16 protein-coding genes and 1 tRNA gene are annotated in these 20049 nt (G+C 46.6%); 9 read left to right on the top strand and 8 right to left on the bottom strand.

Annotated features, from left to right (window positions below):
* Positions 1 to 125: 125 nt before the first annotated feature.
* The gene (gene kbl, locus I6E38_RS11195; RefSeq protein ID WP_235394076.1) at positions 126 to 1313 is read right to left on the bottom strand and encodes a glycine C-acetyltransferase; all 1188 of its coding nucleotides are present in this window, start codon (positions 1311 to 1313) and stop codon (positions 126 to 128) included.
* A gap of 341 nt (positions 1314 to 1654) precedes the next feature.
* On the opposite strand from kbl, the gene I6E38_RS11190 reads away from it, so the two are divergent.
* On the top strand, positions 1655 to 2611 hold the full coding sequence (locus tag I6E38_RS11190; protein WP_235394075.1) for an NAD-dependent epimerase/dehydratase family protein: 957 nt from the start codon (positions 1655 to 1657) through the stop codon (positions 2609 to 2611).
* 169 nt (positions 2612 to 2780) lie between these two features.
* Here I6E38_RS11190 and I6E38_RS11185 read toward each other — a convergent pair.
* From I6E38_RS11185 to pyrB, 4 genes are all read right to left on the bottom strand, one after another.
* Positions 2781 to 2851: transfer RNA gene (locus tag I6E38_RS11185), tRNA-Cys, on the bottom strand.
* A gap of 351 nt (positions 2852 to 3202) precedes the next feature.
* A complete protein-coding gene (gene glyA / locus I6E38_RS11180) occupies positions 3203 to 4483 on the bottom strand; it encodes a serine hydroxymethyltransferase (RefSeq protein ID WP_235394074.1) in 1281 nt (426 codons plus the stop codon).
* A gap of 41 nt (positions 4484 to 4524) precedes the next feature.
* The gene (gene pyrI / locus I6E38_RS11175; protein ID WP_235394073.1) at positions 4525 to 4983 is read right to left on the bottom strand and encodes an aspartate carbamoyltransferase regulatory subunit; all 459 of its coding nucleotides are present in this window, start codon (positions 4981 to 4983) and stop codon (positions 4525 to 4527) included.
* Between the two features lie 13 nt (positions 4984 to 4996).
* On the bottom strand, positions 4997 to 5941 hold the full coding sequence (gene pyrB, locus I6E38_RS11170; RefSeq protein ID WP_235394072.1) for an aspartate carbamoyltransferase: 945 nt from the start codon (positions 5939 to 5941) through the stop codon (positions 4997 to 4999).
* A gap of 161 nt (positions 5942 to 6102) precedes the next feature.
* Between pyrB and I6E38_RS11165 the strand changes: the two genes are divergently transcribed.
* The 3 genes from I6E38_RS11165 to I6E38_RS11155 are packed head-to-tail and all read left to right on the top strand — an operon-like array spanning position 6103 to position 9940.
* Positions 6103 to 8415 carry a transglycosylase domain-containing protein gene (locus I6E38_RS11165; RefSeq protein WP_235394071.1) on the top strand — a complete coding sequence of 771 codons (2313 nt, stop codon included), beginning with the start codon at positions 6103 to 6105 and terminating at the stop codon, positions 8413 to 8415.
* 17 nt (positions 8416 to 8432) lie between these two features.
* On the top strand, positions 8433 to 9305 hold the full coding sequence (gene prmA, locus I6E38_RS11160) for a 50S ribosomal protein L11 methyltransferase (protein WP_235394070.1): 873 nt from the start codon (positions 8433 to 8435) through the stop codon (positions 9303 to 9305).
* 29 nt (positions 9306 to 9334) lie between these two features.
* Positions 9335 to 9940 (top strand): phosphatase PAP2 family protein, encoded by a 606-nt coding sequence (locus I6E38_RS11155; protein WP_235394069.1) that lies wholly within the window; start codon positions 9335 to 9337, stop codon positions 9938 to 9940.
* Positions 9941 to 9970: 30 nt separating this feature from the next.
* On the opposite strand, the gene I6E38_RS11150 is transcribed toward I6E38_RS11155, so the two are convergent.
* Positions 9971 to 10843, bottom strand: a complete 873-nt coding sequence (locus tag I6E38_RS11150) for a glycoside hydrolase family 25 protein (protein WP_235394068.1) — start codon at positions 10841 to 10843, stop codon at positions 9971 to 9973.
* 122 nt (positions 10844 to 10965) lie between these two features.
* Positions 10966 to 12615: a diphosphate--fructose-6-phosphate 1-phosphotransferase gene (locus I6E38_RS11145; RefSeq protein WP_235394067.1), complete on the bottom strand. Its 1650-nt coding sequence runs from the start codon at positions 12613 to 12615 to the stop codon at positions 10966 to 10968.
* Positions 12616 to 12823: 208 nt separating this feature from the next.
* Here I6E38_RS11145 and I6E38_RS11140 point away from each other — a divergent pair, with 208 nt between their 5' ends.
* The 5 genes from I6E38_RS11140 (at position 12824) to I6E38_RS11120 (ending at position 19292) form a co-directional block, all read left to right on the top strand.
* Positions 12824 to 13093 (top strand): hypothetical protein, encoded by a 270-nt coding sequence (locus tag I6E38_RS11140; RefSeq protein ID WP_235394066.1) that lies wholly within the window; start codon positions 12824 to 12826, stop codon positions 13091 to 13093.
* A gap of 48 nt (positions 13094 to 13141) precedes the next feature.
* Positions 13142 to 13702 carry a 1-acyl-sn-glycerol-3-phosphate acyltransferase gene (locus I6E38_RS11135; RefSeq protein WP_235394065.1) on the top strand — a complete coding sequence of 187 codons (561 nt, stop codon included), beginning with the start codon at positions 13142 to 13144 and terminating at the stop codon, positions 13700 to 13702.
* Positions 13703 to 13892: 190 nt separating this feature from the next.
* Positions 13893 to 16799 carry a golvesin C-terminal-like domain-containing protein gene (locus I6E38_RS11130; RefSeq protein ID WP_235394064.1) on the top strand — a complete coding sequence of 969 codons (2907 nt, stop codon included), beginning with the start codon at positions 13893 to 13895 and terminating at the stop codon, positions 16797 to 16799.
* Between the two features lie 36 nt (positions 16800 to 16835).
* The gene (locus I6E38_RS11125) at positions 16836 to 17162 is read left to right on the top strand and encodes a hypothetical protein (RefSeq protein ID WP_235394063.1); all 327 of its coding nucleotides are present in this window, start codon (positions 16836 to 16838) and stop codon (positions 17160 to 17162) included.
* A 21-nt stretch (positions 17163 to 17183) separates the two neighbouring features.
* Positions 17184 to 19292, top strand: coding sequence for a YgiQ family radical SAM protein (locus tag I6E38_RS11120; protein ID WP_235394062.1), 2109 nt, complete (start codon positions 17184 to 17186; stop codon positions 19290 to 19292).
* A gap of 97 nt (positions 19293 to 19389) precedes the next feature.
* On the opposite strand, the gene I6E38_RS11115 is transcribed toward I6E38_RS11120, so the two are convergent.
* Positions 19390 to 19674 (bottom strand): putative quinol monooxygenase, encoded by a 285-nt coding sequence (locus I6E38_RS11115; protein ID WP_235394061.1) that lies wholly within the window; start codon positions 19672 to 19674, stop codon positions 19390 to 19392.
* Positions 19675 to 20049: the final 375 nt, after the last annotated feature.

The raw sequence follows: 20049 nt of genomic DNA, 5'->3' as shown, positions 1-20049 counted from the left end.
AGCAAAGCCCGAGCTTGTGAAAGTTCGGGCTTTGTGATATTTTAAAAGAGGGTGTGAATTTTGACACACCCCCGTTAATTGTTTTTCGGAGCTTAAGATTGTTTTCAGAGAACTTAAGCTGAATATTACTTGATTACGCCAAGTTCCTTGCCTACCTTAATAAATGCATTGATAGCCTTGTCGAGCTGCTCGCGTGTGTGACCTGCTGAGAGCTGAACTCGGATACGTGCCTCACCCTTCGGAACAACCGGATAGTAGAAGCCGGTAACGTAGATGCCTTCCTCAAGCAGAAGATTAGCATAACGCTGTGACAGAGGAGCGTCGTAGAGCATAACGGCGCAGATGGCACTCTGAGTAGGCTTGATGTCGAAGCCGGCAGCCATCATCTTGTCGCGGAAGTAGTTGACGTTCTCTACCAGACGATCGTGGATAGAATTGTCCTCCTTGAGCATCTTGAACACCTCAAGACTTGCACCGATGATAGACGGAGCCAATGAGTTGGAGAACAGGTATGGGCGGCTGCTCTGACGCAGCATGTCGATAATCTCCTTGCGACCAGTTGTGAAGCCTCCGAGAGCACCACCGAATGCCTTGCCAAGTGTACCAGTGTATATGTCAACACGACCATAGGTCTTGCAGAGCTCGCTTACGCCATGACCAGTTGCGCCTACTACGCCAGCAGAGTGGCTTTCGTCAACCATTACGAGTGCGTCATACTTCTCAGCGAGGTCGCAAATCTGCTCCATAGGAGCTACATTGCCGTCCATAGAGAATACGCCGTCAGTACAGATGATGCGGAAACGCTGTGCCTGTGCTTCCTGCAGACACTTCTCGAGTTCTTCCATATTGGCATTGGCGTAACGATATCGCTTGGCCTTGCAGAGACGTACACCGTCGATGATAGAGGCGTGGTTGAGTGCATCAGAGATGATAGCGTCCTCGTCGGTCAGGAACGATCCGAACAAACCTCCGTTAGCGTCGAAGCATGCAGCATACAAGATGGTATCTTCGGTCTGGAAATAGTCAGAGATAGCAGCCTCCAACTCTTTGTGAATGTCCTGGGTTCCGCAGATGAAGCGAACAGAAGACATGCCGAATCCGCGACGGTCCATCATTTTCTTGGCACCCTCGATAAGGCGTGGGTGATTAGACAAGCCAAGATAGTTGTTGGCGCAGAAGTTGAGCACCTCTTTGCCCTTAACCTGAATGGCAGCCTGCTGTGGGCTTTCGATGATACGCTCTTCTTTGTAGAGACCTGCCTGTTTGAGATTTTCCAGTGCTGTGCAGAGATGATTCTTGATTTTTCCGTACATGATTTGTCAGTTTTTAAAAGTTATTATATGTGGTTTTTGTTAGAAACATGTTTGACGGTTTAGGGTGTGCTTAAAGCTCACTGGGGAAATGTTCCCGTCTAAGACTACAAAATAACTCATTATTTTTTACATAGAGGGTGGTTTTAGTGTTATTTTTTATAAAAAGTGTATCAAAATCAAATTTCTCTGAAATATGGTTTTTATATCATTTTTTTTTTGTTATTTTGCATCGCAAATAACACCTAAATCCATAAGCTTAAATGCACAGGAAGAAGTAGTATATTACAATAAATAATAAATCAACAAATAAAAAACAAACTTCTAAAATTATAAAAACTCTTATGAAGAACATTTTGGTTATCGGTTCGACAGGACAGATAGGTTCTGAACTGACTAAGAAACTACGTTCAATCTACGGAAACAGTAATGTTGTGGCTGGCTACATCAAGGGTGCTGAGCCAACAGGCGAACTGGCTGAGGCTGGTCCTATGGCCGAGTGTGATGTCACAAATCCGCAAATGATTTCGGATGTTGTAAGCAAGTACAACATTGACACCATCTACAATCTTGCAGCTCTGCTGTCTGTTGTAGCAGAATCAAAGCCACGTCTGGCATGGAAGATTGGTATCGACGGTTTGTGGAACATCCTTGAGATTGCACGTGAGCATCACTGTGCCGTGTTTACTCCAAGCTCAATCGGTTCGTTCGGTCCGTCAACTCCTAAGATGATGACTCCGCAGGACACTATACAGCGTCCCCGTACTATATATGGTGTATCAAAGGTTACTACAGAGCTTCTGAGCGACTACTACTTTAATAAGTATGGTGTAGACACACGTGCCGTACGTTTCCCTGGCGTTATCTCGTACGTTACACCTCCGGGTGGTGGTACTACCGACTATGCTGTTGATATTTATTATTCAGCAGTTCGTGGCGAGAAGTTCGTTTGCCCGATTAAGGAGGGAACGCTGATGGATATGATCTACATGCCGGATACACTTAAGGCTGCTATCGACCTTATGGAGGCAGACCCGACACGTCTTGTACATCGCAACGCATTCAACATCGCTTCTTTGAGCTTTGGTCCGGAGACTGTGTTCCAGGCTATCAAGAAGTACAAGCCAGACTTCGAGATGGAGTACAATGTTGATCCGTTGAAGCAGAGCATCGCTGAGAGCTGGCCTGACCGTATGGACGACTCTTGCGCTCGTGAGGAGTGGGATTGGTGCCCGGCATACGACCTCGACTCGATGACAAAGGATATGCTCGAAAAGCTTACTATCAAGCTGAAGGGATAATTAGAGTAGGACATATATAAATGCAAGAAGCAGGAAATACTGATTGTGGAACAATATAAATTCACTATCGTATTTCCTGCTTCTTTTTTTGTTTGTAGAACTTGCGGCTCATGGTTTCTTGTATAAAAACAAAAAAAGACAGAACTCGTAAAAGTTCTGTCTTCTTGTGAGGTACCTAGCAGAGTCGAACTGCTCTACACGGTTTTGCAGACCGTTACCTAACCGATCGGCCAAGGTACCATAGGCTTGTTGCTTAATTGCGAGTGCAAAGGTAGGCATAATTTATGTAACCTCCAAATGTTTTTCAGACTTTTTCTTCAAAACATTCAAATTTCTTTGATTTTCCTATGTCCTTCATCCTTTTGTTCTTTATTTTTCCTTTCAGAGCACATCCTTTGCATCCATAGCATCCACTTTTGGCTTCTTTGAATGTTGTCACGATGCGCTGTATAATGTAGGCAATAACGATAATTAGTATTATAAATACAAATATATATTGTATGGTCATGATGTTGTGAGTTGCGTTATACGAAAAATGCTGCCCTTCTGCATTGGGCAAAAGGACAGCACTATAGATTTTTACCAATTATTCTACCATGCGAAGATAGGATAGTTCTTCATAGTCTCGTTCACCTTAGTACGTACACGAGCGATTACCTCCTCGTTCTCAGGATCGTTGAGTACTTCCTCGATGAGTTCGGCAATGAGCACCATGAGGTCTTCCTTAGCACCACGTGTAGTGATGGCAGGTGTGCCGAGACGTATACCAGAAGTCTGGAAAGCGCTGCGTGTGTCGTACGGAACCATATTCTTGTTTACGGTGATGTCGGCTGCCACGAGAGCGTTCTCGGCTACCTTACCGGTAAGTTCTGGATATTTGTCGCGAAGGTCGACAAGCATAGAGTGGTTGTCGGTGCCACCGCTTACGATGGTGAAGCCACGCTTAACAAGTTCGTCTGCCAATACCTTTGCGTTCTTCTGAACCTGCTTGGCCCACTCCTTGAATTCAGGCTTCAGAGCCTCGCCGAATGCTACTGCCTTAGCAGCGATGACATGCTCGAGCGGTCCGCCCTGCTGTCCGGGGAATACGGCAGAGTTGAGCAACTGGCTCATCATCTTTGTTACGCCCTTAGGAGTCTTGAGTCCCCATGGGTTCTCAAAGTCCTTACCCATAAGGATGATACCGCCACGCGGACCACGGAGAGTCTTGTGAGTGGTAGAGGTTACGATGTGAGCGTACTTCACAGGATTGTCCAGAAGACCTGCGGCAATAAGGCCAGCAGGGTGAGCCATATCAATCATGAGCAATGCGCCAACCTTGTCGGCAATCTCGCGCATGCGCTTGTAGTCCCACTCGCGGCTGTAAGCCGAACCGCCACCGATAATGAGCTTAGGCTTGTTCTCGATAGCAAGCTGCTCCATCTGGTCGTAGTTGACGCGGCCGGTCTCCTTGTCAAGATCGTAGCCTATAGCGTGGTACAGAATACCAGAAGTGTTGACAGCCGAGCCGTGTGAAAGGTGCCCACCGTGTGCGAGGTTAAGTCCCATGAAGACATCGCCTGGCTTCAGTACAGCGAGCAGCACGGCAGCGTTGGCCTGTGCTCCAGAGTGAGGCTGTACGTTGGCATATTCAGCTCCGAAGAGCTTCTTGATACGTTCAATGGCGAGATTCTCCACTTCGTCGACAACCTGGCATCCGCCATAGTAGCGTTTGCCAGGATAGCCTTCGGCATATTTATTGGTTAGGCAAGACCCCATGGCCTGCATAACTTCGTCACTTACGAAATTCTCTGATGCAATGAGTTCGATACCCTTCAGCTGGCGCTGATGTTCTTTCTCAATAAGATCAAAAATCACTTGGTCTCTTTCCATTTTGGCTTAGGTTTTAAAAAAGTAATTGAATAGAATTTATTTTATACGAGTTTTACATCTTCCATGCACTGCTCTTTGTCGCAGTATCTGCACTTGATGATGCCGTGAGCCTTGTCTACAACGTTGAACACAGTCTGCATAGGCTCGTTGTTGGTAATGCATTTGGGGTTGTTGCAAAGCACAATGCCACGCAACTCGTCGGGTGTCTCCACGGTCTTCTTCTCTACAACCTCATAGTCCTTGATTATGTTCAGCACTACGTTAGGTGCAACTACTGAGAGGCGTGAAATCTCCTCGTCGGTGAAGAATCTGTCAGAGACCTTGATAATGCCCTTCTTTCCAATCTTGCTTGACGGATAGTTGTAACCGATAGTTACCGGTACTGCCAGCTCTTGCAGTTTTAGCAGGTTTACAACCTCGTAAGTCTTTTCGGCTGGTATATGGTCGATGACGGTGCCGTTCTTGATGGCGGCAACCAGTCGTTCTTTCTTGTTGTTCATCGCGTTAATGGTATTACTTAATAATAGTTTTGTCGTTCTTAACCTCGTCGAGTGTTATGCCGAGAACATGGCTGAATATAGCCTCGCGTGCAAACAGTCCGTTGCCTGCCTGCTGTATGTAGTAAGCGTGCGGATTGTCGTCGACATCGTATGCAATCTCGTTGACGCGTGGCAGCGGATGCAGAATCTTCATGTTGGGCTTAGCCTTGCCAAGCATAGAGTTCTTGAGTATGTAGACATTCTTGACGCGCTCATATTCCATAAGGTCAGAGAAGCGTTCCTTCTGTACACGTGTCATATACAGGATGTCGGCATCGGCAATGACGTCCTCGTTGAAGTCGGTGTGCTCTACATATTTGATGCCATGCTCCTTGCAATAAATCTTGTACTCATCGGGCATAGCCAGCTCCTTAGGCGCTATGAAATGGAATGTAGGGTTGAAGTGGCGCATGGCTGTGATGAGCGAATGTACGGTACGGCCATACTTGAGGTCGCCTACAAGATATATGTTAAGATTGTCGAGAGTGCCCTGGGTCTTATAGATAGAGTAGAGGTCGAGCAGACATTGTGAAGGATGCATGTGTGCACCGTCACCGGCATTTACAATAGGAACGGGAGCCACCTCGCTGGCATATTGTGCTGCACCTTCTACATAGTGGCGCATCACAATGACGTCGGCATAGTTAGACACCATCAATACCGTGTCTTTAAGTGTTTCTCCTTTCGATACGCTTGAAGCCTTGGCATCAGAGAAACCTATCACACGCGCACCGAGTCGGTTGGCAGCAGTCTCAAAGCTGAGGCGTGTACGTGTTGACGGCTCAAAGAAAAGTGTCGCTACCACTTTGCCTTTTAGAAGCTCTCGGTTGGGATACTTCTCGAATTCCTGGGCCATCTCAAGGAGATACATGATTTTCTCTTTGGAAAGGTCGGCAATTGTTACGAAATCGTGTCTCATTTGTTTTATAGAATTAATGGTTATTCTTTATTTGTGTGCTAAGGTAGTTATATTTTTTCAGATAAGTGTCAAATGAAATGTATTATTTATTCTTTTCTCACTTTTTTACCTTACCTTTGCAATCAAAAGAATAACTAATAGCACTCACTTTATCATAATATATGCGAAAAGTTTTAATACATTTTCTATGGTGGCTGTTGGGCCTGACATTTTTAGGCAGCTCATTGGCGTTTGTTGCTATATGGAACGGATGGATAGGATATATGCCTCCGATAGAAGATTTGCAGAACCCGATAAGTCGTTTTGCCACACAGATATATTCGTCTGACGGCAAAGTGATAGGCACATGGAATTTCAATCGTGAGAACCGTATATGTGTGCCTTATTCCAATCTGTCGCCATATCTTGTCAAGGCTTTGGTTGCGACGGAAGACGTACGCTTCTACGACCATTCGGGCATTGACTTTATTGCGCTTAGCCGTGCCATTGTGAAGCGCGGACTGTTAGGACAGACAAGTGCAGGCGGTGGCAGTACCATTACACAGCAGCTTGCCAAGCAGTTGTATTCGGATACGGCTGGCAGTACGCTTGAGCGCCTGTTGCAGAAGCCGATAGAGTGGGTGATAGCCGTAAAGCTTGAGCGCAACTATACCAAGGAGGAGATAATAGCTCTGTATCTCAACTATTTCGACTTTCTGCATAATGCGGTTGGTATAAAGACCGCATCCTCCACCTATTTCTATAAGGACCCGAAAAACCTTACTCTTGAGGAGGCTGCAACATTGATTGGACTTTGCAAGAATCCGTCGCTGTTCAATCCGGTGCGTTATCCAGAGCGTTGCCGCGAACGTCGCAATGTGGTATTGGATCAGATGCGGAAGGCTGGATATATTACAGACGAACAATATCATAAGTCTTGCGACCAGCCTCTTACACTCAATTTCCATCGTAACGACCATAAGGATGGCACAGCACCATACTTGCGCGAGTTCTTGCGTGTGTATATGTCGGCAGAGCGTCCTGACCGCAGCAAGTATCCGTCGTGGAACAAGCGTCAGTATGTGCTCGACTCAATAGCCTGGGATACAGACCCGCTTTATGGCTGGTGTAACAAGAACTTCAAGAAGGACGGTTCGCCATACAATCTTAACGCAGACGGACTGAAGGTATATACTACAATCGACTCACGTATGCAGCGTTATGCTGAAGAGGCTGTGTATGGACATGTGGCGCGCTATCTGCAACCTGAGTTCTTCAAGGAGAACAAGGGCAAACCTAACGCTCCGTTCACATCGCAACTTACTAAAAAGCAGGTGAATCAGATAATGGAACGGGCTGTGCTTCAGAGCGAACGCTATCGCATACTAAAGGCCAATGGTGCAAGCGACGAAGAGATACACAAGTCGTTCCATACTCCTACCGATATGTCGATATTTACATATCATGGCGATGTCGATACTACGATGACACCAATAGACAGCATTCGATATGTTAAGTCTTTCCTCAGAGCCGGATTTATGAGTATGGATCCGACTACAGGTGCTGTGAAGGCGTATGTGGGAGGTCTGGATTATACGCACTTTATGTACGATATGGTTACCGGTGGTCGTCGTCAGGTGGGTTCAACAATTAAGCCATTTCTCTACTCGTTGGCAATGGAGAACGGGTTCTCGCCATGCGATAAGGCTCCAAACGTACAGCAGACTTATATGGTGGCTGGAAAGCCGTGGACTCCGCGCAATGCAAGTCATAAGCGTGCTGGCGAGATGGTTACACTGAAGTGGGGTCTTGCCCAATCGAGCAACTGGATCTCGGCTTATCTTATGAGTAAGCTGAGCCCGCAGCAGTTTGTACAACTCCTTCATGACTACGGCATCAACAATCCCGACATTCATCCGTCTATGTCGTTGTGCTTGGGTCCGTGTGAGATGACTGTGGCAGAGATGGTAAGTGCATACACTACATTTGCCAACCATGGCATACGTACGGCTCCAATGTTTGTGAGTCGTATCGAAGACAACGAGGGTAATGTCATTACTAATTTCCAGCCGCGTATGAACGAGGTGATAAGTGAGGAGAGTGCCAATAAGATGCTTGTACTGCTAAAGGGAGTTGTTGACGGTGGTACAGCGGGCCGACTGCGTTATAAGTACAACTTTACGGGAGAGATAGGCGGTAAGACTGGTACTACAAACCGTAATAGTGATGCCTGGTTTATGGGTTTCACACCTCAGCTTGTCAGTGGCTGTTGGGTAGGCGGTGATGACCGTGATATTCACTTCGACTCTATGCGTATGGGTCAGGGTGCCACAATGGCATTGCCTATATGGGCGTACTTTATGAAGAAGGTTTATCGCGACAAGACTCTGCCGTATGATCCTGAAGCTAAATTTGATTTGCCGGAAGGATTCGATGGTTGTGCTCATAAGGCTGAGGACGATATGGAATATGGTATAGACGAAGTGTACGAATAATAAATGTAAACGAAGATATGAAGTATTTTGTAGCAAATTTCAAGATAGAATGTGAACCCGAACTCATGCAGCCTGCCCGTGAGTTGTTGTCGGCTGCAGCCTGCGAGGCTGGCTTTGAGGCTTTTGAAGACACAGAGGATGGACTGCAGGGCTACGTGCAGCGCCCATTGTATAATAAGGAAGCTCTCGATGAGGCTATTGCTGATTATATGCCAGAGGGTGCGACGGTGACTTATGATGTGGAAGAAGTGCCCGATCAGGATTGGAATCAAGGTTGGGAAGAAGAGGGCTTTGAGCCAATAGGTGTTAGCGAAAACCTTATTATATATGATGCCAAGCATACAGATATGAATATGTTTGCGGGCAATGATGGTGTGATGCGCATTTTTATTGAGGCGCGCAATGCTTTTGGCACTGGTACTCATCAGACTACACGTATGATTCTGCGTCGTCTGCTTGGTATGAATTTGAATGGAAAGAAGGTGCTCGACTGCGGTTGTGGTACAGGTATTCTTGGTATTGTGGCTTCGCGTCTTGGTGCTGATAGAGTTTTGGGCTATGACATTGACGAATGGAGCTCGGAAAATGCCAAGCATAATGCCTCGATAAATGGAGTGGGCAATTTAGATGTGATGCTTGGTGATGCGTCTGTGCTTGACGTAGTTGATGAGGAGTTTGATGTAGTGATTGCAAACATCAACCGCAATATTCTGATAAACGATATGTCTGCATTCAAGCGTCATATGAAGAATGATGGATGTCTGATTCTTAGTGGATTCTATGAGTCGGACGTTCCGATGTTGGAAAAGGCTGCAATGGACAATGCCATGTCTTTGAAAGATGTTGTTACTGACGAAGAATGGGCTTGCGCCTTGTTTGAAGCTAATTAAGTATACAAAAAAATACCTATTTATAATAAATGCGATTAAGGTATATGAGTGTGTCGATAGCTTTATTGCTGTCGACACTTTGTTTTGGTCAGACGGATTCTGAAACAAATGGAGGCAATAAACGTTATCATGGCGACGGCATAGACAATGTATTGCAGTATGTGCCTACTGTGGCTGTATTTGGACTCAAGGCTTTTGGAGTAGAGTCGGAGAATTCATGGAAAAAACGCTTGACTATTTCTGCGGCTTCGTTTGTAATGAATGCTGGAGTGACGTATGCTTTGAAGCATTCTATACATGAGCGACGTCCTGATGGTACTGACAACCGTTCGTTTCCGTCGGGACATACGTCGATAGCTTTCTGTGGAGCCACAACCCTTATGCATGAGTATTATAGCGTATCGCCTTGGATTGGAGTGGCAGGTTATGCTGTAGCCACAACAGTGGCTGTGGACCGCGTTCGGCGCAACCGTCATAAATGGGGCGATGTGGTTGCGGGTGCTGCAATAGGCGTTGCTTCAGCCGAAGTGGGGCAACTGATAGGTAAACTTGTGTTTGGTAGGGAGAAAAAATGCGAAGACGTTAGTTTGTCCGTATCGCCTGTTGGACTCCAATTCAGTTATAACTTTAATTAAGAATCAAGCAAAATGGGTGCTTGATTCTTTTCACCATACATTGTCCTGATTGCCTATCGTTAATTTCTTCATATCGTAGAATGAGCCGTTATAGATGTTGAAGTCAACGTAGCTCTTTATGCCCGGAAGCCGACCTACATCGGTATGCTGCCAGAACTTCCATGCTCCTTTATATTCCACCTTGTCAACATAATAATGGGCAATCCAATATGGATAGTCGTCGAATACGGGCTTGCTTAAATACTTCTCCTTGAATTTATAATACGTGTAGATGATGGGCTTCACGTGATATTTATCCTCAACTATGTGAAGCCATGTCAGTATGTCGTGCTGAAAATCCTCAACCGAACGGTCGGCAGGCTTATGCTCTACGTCAAGAACAGGAGGCAAATCGCCGTCTTCAAGACGTACGGTATTGAGAAAGTGATAGGCTTGTGAACGTGCCGACGACTTATTACTCCAGAAATGATAAGCACCGCGTATGAATCCATATTCGCGTGCCTGACGGAAATTCTCCTTGAATTTATTGTCTACACGAGTTGAGCCTTCTGTTGATTTTATCATTATAAAGCGCAACGGGCATCCTTCGATGCTGGCTTCACGCAGCTTGTCCCAATCTATGTCTCCCTGATAATGCGAAATGTCAATGCCGTGAATTTCGTATCCGGCAGGGTAATTGGCATCACCGAACAAGGCGCGCCATCTGAATCCGGTAGGACTGACCAGAAACGAGTAGAACAGCCATACGTACAGACACACTACGGCTATGCCGCCCACCCACCATGCTGCATGTGGATTGCGTGCGAGCAGGGCGCTGAGTGCCGACTGTTTCTTTGTGGAAGAAGCCTTGCGTGTAGTTTTCTTTCTTTTGTTTATTTTGCGTGCGTGATACTGTTCACTCATAGTCTTTAATATAATTGCTTTGTGTGCAATGTTCTGAAACAGAGAGAGCAGAATGGTTGAAACCACTCTGCTCTCCATATAGTTCTTTAACTCTGCATTAAGAGTTATAATAAGGCAATTGATTACTTGCCCTGCTCGAGCATCAGAGTCTTTGTAGTCTGATCGCATACCTCAGACGGACCCCAGTACTGAACCGGACCCGGATATACGTAGCAATCGTTCTTGGCCCACTCCTCACGATGAGCAGCGAAGAACTTGAACGGAGCACCGTCGAGCTCTACGAGAGCCTTGCGGATAACCGGCTTGTTGGCACCGTTACGACGCTCGATGTTCATCATCATTGTGATAGGCACACCACCTGCAATCCATTCTGCGGCAGGAGCTGTAGTATTCTTGATAACTGACATGTAGCCAGTCTTGCCGTTTGCGATGAGGCGTGAAGCGTTGTAGCCAAGTGAGTAGCAGTAGTCAGCATCGTAGTTAGAAGGAGCTGCGCAACGTCCCTCGTAACCGAAAAAGTGGTGCTGTGCAGAGAAGTTGCCATTGTACTTGCCCTCTTCCTTCCAAGCCTCGAGCTTCTTCTCTACCATACGTGAGAGAAGCTTTTCAGTCTCGATGAGCGAAACCTGAACGTTTCCGTGCGGGTCGCGGTCGAGGCAGAGCTGACGTGCAACGTCCTCAGGAAGCGATTCGAGAATAGCGAGGTTGTCCTTTGCGATAGAGCTCTTTACGAAGTCAATCTGCTCCTCAGCGTTAGCAAACTCACGTGGCTCACCAGTTGCAGGGTCGGTAAGGACCTCATTGAGCTCAGCGATGAGCTTCTTGATAGCAGGGATGAACTCGATAAGTCCCTCAGGGATGAGGACAGTACCGAAGTTGTTGCCGTCGGCAGCGCGGTCGGCAACTACCTTAGCGATATATGTTACAACGTCGTCGAGAGACATCTCCTTTGCCTCAACCTCCTCTGATACGAGGCAGATGTTAGGCTGTGTCTGCAGAGCGCACTCAAGAGCGATGTGCGAAGCCGAACGGCCCATGAGCTTGATGAAGTGCCAGTACTTGCGGGCTGAGTTGCAGTCGCGCTGGATGTTACCGATAAGCTCAGAGTATGTCTTGCAAGCTGTGTCGAAACCGAATGAAGTCTCAATCTGCTCGTTCTTCAGGTCACCGTCAATAGTCTTCGGGCAACCGATTACCTGAACGCCGTACTTCTTTGCTGCATAGTACTCAGCGAGTACGCAAGCGTTAGTATTAGAGTCGTCACCACCGATGATGACGAGAGCCTTGATGCCGAGTTCGCGGAGAATCTCGATACCCTTCTCAAACTGCTCTTCCTTCTCAAGCTTGGTACGACCAGAACCGATGATGTCGAAACCGCCAGTGTTGCGGTAAGCGTCCATAAGCTCCGGAGTGATTTCCTTGTAGTTGTGGTCAACGAGACCGCCAGGACCGAGGATGAAGCCATAAAGCTTGTTCTCAGGGTTGAGAGCCTTAACGCCGTCGAAGAGACCTGAAATTACGTTGTGGCCGCCAGGAGCCTGGCCGCCTGAAAGAATTACACCAACATTGAAAGCTGGAAGCTCCTTCTTCTCGCCAGCCTCGAATGTAATGACGGGCATTCCGTATGTGTTGGGGAACAAAGCCTTGATGTCATCCTGGTTACCTACTGACTGTGTAGCCTCGCCTTCTACGGCCTTCACGGGACCCTGAAGAGCCTTGGGCAATTTGGGCTGATAAGCAGCTCTTGCAATCTGCAATGCACTAATTTCCATTTGATGTTAAAAATTAAAAAGTATGTATTATTGAAATAAAATCTACCTTTATATTATTTCGTGCTGCAAAAATACGCTTTTTCTGTGACATAATGAAAATATTGGACGGAAAACTTTATTCTGTTACATTTTTTATTGATATTACTTGTCGCGTATTCTTTTTTTTTCTATCTTTGGCAAGAAATTATATAAAATCATAAAAGAAATTATGGCTAATAAACGAATCTTAAAACGAAAAATCAATTACGTATGTAGCGAACTTTTTTCAGAGGTAGTGGCTGCATCTTATTCGATAAAGGCTGATGATGAAAACGTAAAGGCCTTACTCACATCTATTTTGGTAATTCACAACGACTATATCCGCCGCGTGTCGCACGTAGAGCCGGGAATGTCAGCTTCTGAATTCTTCAAGGACCTTATCACAAAATTCAACAAGCAAGTATCTGAAATAATCGACCAGATTTCAAACATTGAGTAATTTAGCTTGTTAGACATTAATATCTGGTTAAGAAAATAATGATTAGTAATGAGTTTATTGCAACGTTTTTGCAGAACGGTGCTCTACAAGCGCATGCATTGGCGTGCTGAAATAAGTGTGGAGTTTCCCGAAAAATACATCTTGTGTCTTGCACCCCATACGAGCAATTGGGACTTTATAATGGGTCTGCTTTACTCGCGTGCCGAGAACTTGAAGATAAACTTCCTCATGAAGAAGGAATGGTTTTTCTGGCCTTTGGGTGCTTTCTTCCGTAGCATAGGTGGAATACCCGTCTATCGTGGCAAGCATACAAGCATGACCGACGCTTTGGCTGAGACGGCACGCAACACTCCCAAATTTCGTCTGTGTGTCACTCCAGAGGGAACCCGTTCGCTTAACCCTGATTGGAAGAAGGGATTCTACTTCATTGCCTTGAAGGCCAATATCCCTATTCTGCTCTATGGGCTCGATTTCGAACGCAAACTAATAGAGTGTAAGCACGTGCTTGTGCCGACAGGCGACGTTGAGGCTGACATGAAATTGATAAAGACCTACTACAAGGATTTCAAAGGAAAGAAGCCCGAACTCTTCACCGTCGGAGACATATAAAATATGTGTGACGAACTGATGTTCGCATACAATATCCAGAATGTAGTCCTTTTGCAATGTAAAAGGACTACATTTGCAATGTAAAAGGGGCTCTTTTGAATGCCGAAAGTTGTCCTTTTCAAGGTGTAAAGTTGTCCTTTTGAAGGACCGGACGACAACAATAGAAAATTCATATAATTAGAGTTGTAAAATGAACCGAGTTCTATCCATACTATTCTGTGCCTTTTCAATGGTTGCAGTTCCGTCTGTTGCTGGCAGCAACAAGATGCTGTCAAATGAAAAAGTGGGCGCAATTCTGAAAAACTATGTTCTGCAGAACAGAGCTAAGAATGTCCATTTTCAGGCACAGCCTTATCTTGAGAAGTTTAGTGTGGACGAGCGCAGCCGCGAATTGAAAGTCTATATCAGTCCGTCGTTTGCGACTCAAGAGTTCACCGAAAAGTCAGTAAAGTTCTATTACAAACGATTGTCCAGAACTCTGCCAAAGCCTTACAACAAGTATTCGCTCAGCATTGTGGCTGCAGGATTGCCCATAGAACAACTTGTAGCAGGGGCTAAAGTCAACAATACTGGCGTCCCATCAGCATGGGGCAAGATTGAATATGATGGTGCTCCATGGGTTTATGATGAGTCAAAGCCTTACTTTATCACACATGGACTGTTTGACAGACATATTTCATTATGGGCCTCGCATGGTATGTTTTATGACACGAAGAAGTCGTGTTGGCGTTGGCAGCGTCCTAACTTGTTCTGTACCACAGAGGACCTTTTCACTCAGACTATGGTTGTGCCTTATCTTATCCCGATGCTTGAGCGTGCCGGTGCCATCGTCTATACTCCGCGCGAGCGTGACTGGCAGAAGAATGAGGTGCTGGTAGACAACGATAATGGTAGGGGGTATGTAGAGGACGACGGCCGTGAGAAGTGGCGTACAGCCCAAGCTAAGGGCTTTGCCCCGCGCAATGGAGTCTATCGTGACGGCGAGAATCCTTTTCTGCAGGGCACTGCTCGTCAGGTGCGCACAGTGCGCAAGGGGCATGAGTCGTGGGCTTCGTACCAACCTCAGATTCCGCAAGCAGGACGTTATGCTGTGTATGTGAGTTATCAGACCCTTCCAAACAGCGTGTCTGATGTGCAATATATAGTGTGTCATAAAGGTCAGCGCACTCTGTTTCGTGTCAATCAGCAAATGGGTGGAGGCACATGGGTTTATCTTGGAACGTTCGATTTTGACAGTGGTAGCAGCACCGACAACCGTGTGATAATCACCAATCTTTCCGACCACAAGGGTGTCATAACAACGGATGCCGTACGCTTTGGTGGAGGCATGGGCAACGTGCAGCGTTATGGTGTTACGAGTGGAATGCCTCGTTGTCTTGAGGGTGCCCGTTATAATGCACAATGGTCGGGCGCACCTTATAGTGTTTATGGTGGAAAGAATGGTACTGATGACTATTCCGACGATATAAATTCACGCTCTAATATGACCAACTGGCTCGCAGGAGGTTCGGTTTATGTACCGACGCGCGAAGGCAAGAAAGTGCCTATCGAGATCTCGCTTGCCGTGCACAGCGACGCCGGTTACACGTCGGTGCCAGATTCTATAATCGGTTCGTTGTCTATATGTACTACCAACTTCAATGACGGCCGACTGGGTAGTGGAATCTCGCGAATGACTTCGCACGACTTCGCCGAACAACTACTTGAAGGTTTGCGTCGTGACTTGACGTTCAAATATGGCAAGTGGACCCGCCGCTATTTGTGGGACCGTAATTACAGCGAGACCCGTCGTCCGGAGGTTCCGTCGGCGATAATAGAGACAATGTCGCATCAGAACTTTGCCGACATCCGACGCGGACTTGACCCTAACTTCAAGTTCACAATGGCACGTTCGCTCTATAAGACCATACTGCGCTACGTCAGCAGCAATCATTCCCGTCCGTGCATTGTTCAGCCGTTGCCGGTTGACAATTTCCGTATAGAGAACATTGGAAACGGTCAGTTGCGCCTGTCGTGGCTTCCGGTCAAGGACGAGCAGGAGCCAACATCGGTGCCTACATCTTATAATGTATATGTGGCACAAGGCGCCGGCGGATTTGATAATGGTCGTATGGTGTGTGGCAATTCGTTTGTGATTGATGTGCAGCCTGGCGTAGTGTACAAGTTCCGTGTTGCAGCTGTGAATAGGGGAGGCGAGAGCTTCCCTTCAGAGATATTGGCGGCTTGTCTGTCGTCTAATCCTCATGCCAAGAACATACTAGTGGTCAATGGATTCAAGCGCCTTTCGGGTCCGGCTGTAGTAGATAATGAAACGCAGCAGGGCTTTGATTTGGATTCCGATATTGGTGCTTCTTATGGGCTTACTGCAGGGTGGAACGGTCGTCAGCAATGTTTCGACCGTAAACGTGCCGGAAGTGAAGGGCCTGGAGCAATGGGCTATTGTGGCGACGAACTTGCTGGCTTCTTTGTTATGGGCAATCAGCAGAACGAGTCGGTTTGTCATGTCGAGAACATTGCTACGGCAGGCGATTACAACGTTGTGAGCTGTTCGGTTGAAGCGTTGGAGAACGATTTTGCCAAACCGTCGGATTATGATGTTATGGACGTAGCCTTTGGTTTGCAGAAGGACGACGGTCACTCGCTGGTTCACTACAAGACATTCACGTCAAGACTGCGCAACCAACTGAATATGTTTGTCAGCCGTGGCGGACGTGTAATGGTAAGCGGAGCTTATGTGGGTAGCGACATGCTGCGTGATGACGAGCGCCGCTTCCTTTCCGACGTAATAAAGGTTTCGTACGAACGTTCCGACCGCACTCAGACCAATAATATGGTGAATGGATTAGGAATCAATTTCGACATTATCCGTAATTTGAATTCGGTTCATTACGCAGCAACGTCGGTAGATGTAATGCATCCTTCTGTTTCATCTGCATTCTGTGCAATGCAGTATGCTGACGGCTCAAGTGCCGCAGTAGCTTATGATGGTGGCGATTACAAGAGTTTCGTTATGGGCTTCCCCTTCGAGTGCATCAACAATATGAAGGCACGCCGACAGGTGATGAAAGCCGTAATGGACTTTCTTGTCAAGCGATAAAAATTTAAGACTAATAACTTTAAAAAACTAATGATTATGTACAAAATTCAGGCAAATGCATCAGGCACAAGAAGTATTGAAGTAAGTGACTTGCATCTTGAAACTCTTCAAAAATATACACTTCTTGACAGCTTGGTTGACAGTAACGGTATTATTGATGAGGCAGTGCTCGACAAGCTTAAGCTTAATGTGCGCTCATTGCTGGAGTCGTCAGGCATTAGCGACAAGAACTTGCTCGACCTCTGTCTTGACGTGATTTACAATAATAACATGAAGGCTATCGGCTTGTCTAATCTTGTGGCGCTCTACAAGGAGTGGGAGAAGAACAAGCCGGCAGAGAACGAGGAAGTTGAACAAAATTAATTAACACGTAAAGTATATACAATGAAAGAATATAGGCTCACCGATTGGCTGCCTACTACCAAAAAGGAAATGGAAATCCGAGGATGGGATAGCGTTGACGTTATCCTGTTCTCGGGTGATGCGTATGTTGACCATCCGTCGTTTGGCGCTGCTGTTATTGGACGCACGCTCGAGTCGGCGGGCTATAAGGTGGCTATAGTACCCCAGCCCGACTGGCACGGCGATTTTCGCGACTTTAAGAAGTTGGGACGTCCAAATCTCTTCTTCGGCATTGCTCCGGGATGTATGGACTCAATGGTCAACAAGTACACAGCAGGCAAGCGTCTGCGTTCGGAAGATGCCTATAGTCCAGACGGTCGTCACGACTGCCGTCCGGAATATCCTACCATTGTCTATACTAAGATTCTGAAGCAACTCTTCCCCGATGTGCCTGTTGTGCTGGGTGGTATTGAAGCTTCGCTTCGTCGACTGACTCATTACGACTACTGGAAGGACGGACTACAGAAGTGTATCCTCTGCGATTCGGGTGCCGACATGATTATATACGGAATGGGCGAGAAGCCAATTCTGGAACTCTGTAGCCAGCTCAGCGAAGGTAAGCACATAGCTGAAATACGCAATGTCCCACAGACTGTCTATCTCACGAAGGAGGAAGAAATTCCTGGCGGAATAACCTCTGATGACATTGTTCTGTACAGTCATGAGGAGTGTCTGCGTAATAAGAAGGCCGAGGCCGACAATTTCCGTCATATTGAGGAGGAATCTAACAAGATGCATGCCCAACGCTTGCTTCAGGAGGTTGACGGCAAGTATGCCGTTGTTAATCCTCCTTATCCTCCGATGACATCCGAAGAACTCGACCATTCGTTCGACCTGCCCTACACCCGTCTGCCTCACCCTAAATATAAGGGCAAGCGCATTCCGGCTTACGATATGATTAAGTTCTCGGTCAACATGCATCGTGGATGCTTTGGTGGTTGCGCCTTCTGTACAATCAGTGCCCATCAGGGCAAGTTCATAGCTTGCCGTTCGAAGGAGAGCATTATAAAGGAGGTGAAGAAGGTGATAGAAATGCCCGACTTCAAGGGTTATCTTTCCGATCTTGGCGGACCCTCGGCAAATATGTATGGAATGCACGGCAAGAACCCTAAGGCTTGTGCAGTGTGCAAGCGTCCGTCGTGCATCAATCCGCAGATTTGCCCCAATCTCGTCACCGACCACACTCCGCTACTTGATATTTACCATGCCGTTGATGCTCTTCCTGGCATAAAGAAGAGTTTCATAGGTAGTGGCGTGCGCTACGACTTGCTTCTGCACAAGAGCAAGGAGGAGAAGTGGAATGCTGCTGCACGTCAGTACACTCGCGAACTTATCTGCAAGCACGTGAGTGGACGATTGAAGGTGGCTCCCGAACACACGTCGGATGCGGTACTGAAACTTATGCGCAAGCCTTCGTTCAAGCTTTTTGAGGAGTTCAAGCGCATCTTCGATAAGATAAATACGGAGGAGAATTTGCGTCAGCAGATAATTCCTTACTTTATTAGTTCACATCCGGGCTGTCGTGAGGAAGATATGGCTGAGTTGGCTGTCATTACAAAGCGTCTTGACTTCCATCTTGAGCAGGTGCAAGACTTCACGCCTACGCCGATGACTGTGAGTACGGAGACGTGGTATACGGGCTATGACCCATATACTCTTGAACCCGTATTCTCTGCCAAGACACCGCGCGACAAGCTTGCCCAGCGCCAGTTCTTCTTCTGGTATAAACCTGAGGAGCGTCGCGGCATTGAGCAGGAATTGCGTCGCATAGGTCGTCCTGACCTTATACAGCAGCTATATGCAGGTGTGCCTGCACCCAATCAGGGACGTAACTTCGGCAACAACCGTCGTCCGGAGTTTGAGCGTCAGCAGTTTGAACGTGATGTTCAGCCAAGAGAGAAGAATCGTCGTGGACACGAGAAGCCGTCAGCCCAGTGTGATGGCTATGGCAAGCAGCGTAATTATTCGGGCGGAAAATATGGTGGCGGAAAAGGCTATAACGCTGGTGGCAATTATGGTAGCAAGGCTAATGACAATAGTCGTGGTGCAGCAGCCCGTAAGGATAAAGGCCGCAATGCAAGAAGAAAATAATAAAAAAGAAACGGCGGACTCCCGTCCGACGCGCAGGTCAACACATAAGTTGTGGCTTACTGCTGCGCGTCGGACGGGAGTCTGCCGTTTCGATTATTTAGAATTCGAATTTCTCCAGTTTCAATCCGTTTTTGGTGAGAGCTTCAATCTTGGGCACCAAGTCGGTGAAATGAGCCGAGGCGATATGTGCCTTCAACACTTCCTCGTCCTTCCATGTTTCGCAGAACATCATCACCAGTGGGCGTGTAGCACTTGTGAAGAGGTCGTAAGATACGCAGCCTTCATCATTGCGCGATTTGTTTACAAGTTCTGTACCGAGAGTTTTTACAGCGTCAATGCTGGCGTTGTCTTTTACTTCGAAAAATGCATTCAGTCTAATCATAATATTGATTTTTTAATAGGGTTGTACAATCAATGATTTAGTTATAAATTCAACCGCTAAGTTATATGTTTTTGTTGAGCTATAAAATTTTTATGCGTTAAATTTATATATTTATTATTTTATCAACTTGTTTTAGAAAGTAATAAAAAAGAAATTGCGGGCAATCAATCGACTGCCCGCAACCAACACAAAAACTAAACTAGACTTAACTAAGCTAATCTAAGGCTCTCACGAGTCCCAAATTATCATGTGCAAAGATAGTCATAATTCTTGAAATAATACCCCCCCCATCTTGAAAAAATGGTTCTTCCGTTAAATGCGTAGACGCTTGTCGTGTAGAGCGTATAGCTTTAACGTGAAGAATTCATCATTTCT

It is taken from the genome of Leyella stercorea, assembly GCF_021531355.1.
Lineage (GTDB): Bacteria > Bacteroidota > Bacteroidia > Bacteroidales > Bacteroidaceae > Prevotella.
Note: the sequence above shows the minus strand (reverse complement) of the source record. Positions and strands in the feature narration are given on the sequence as shown.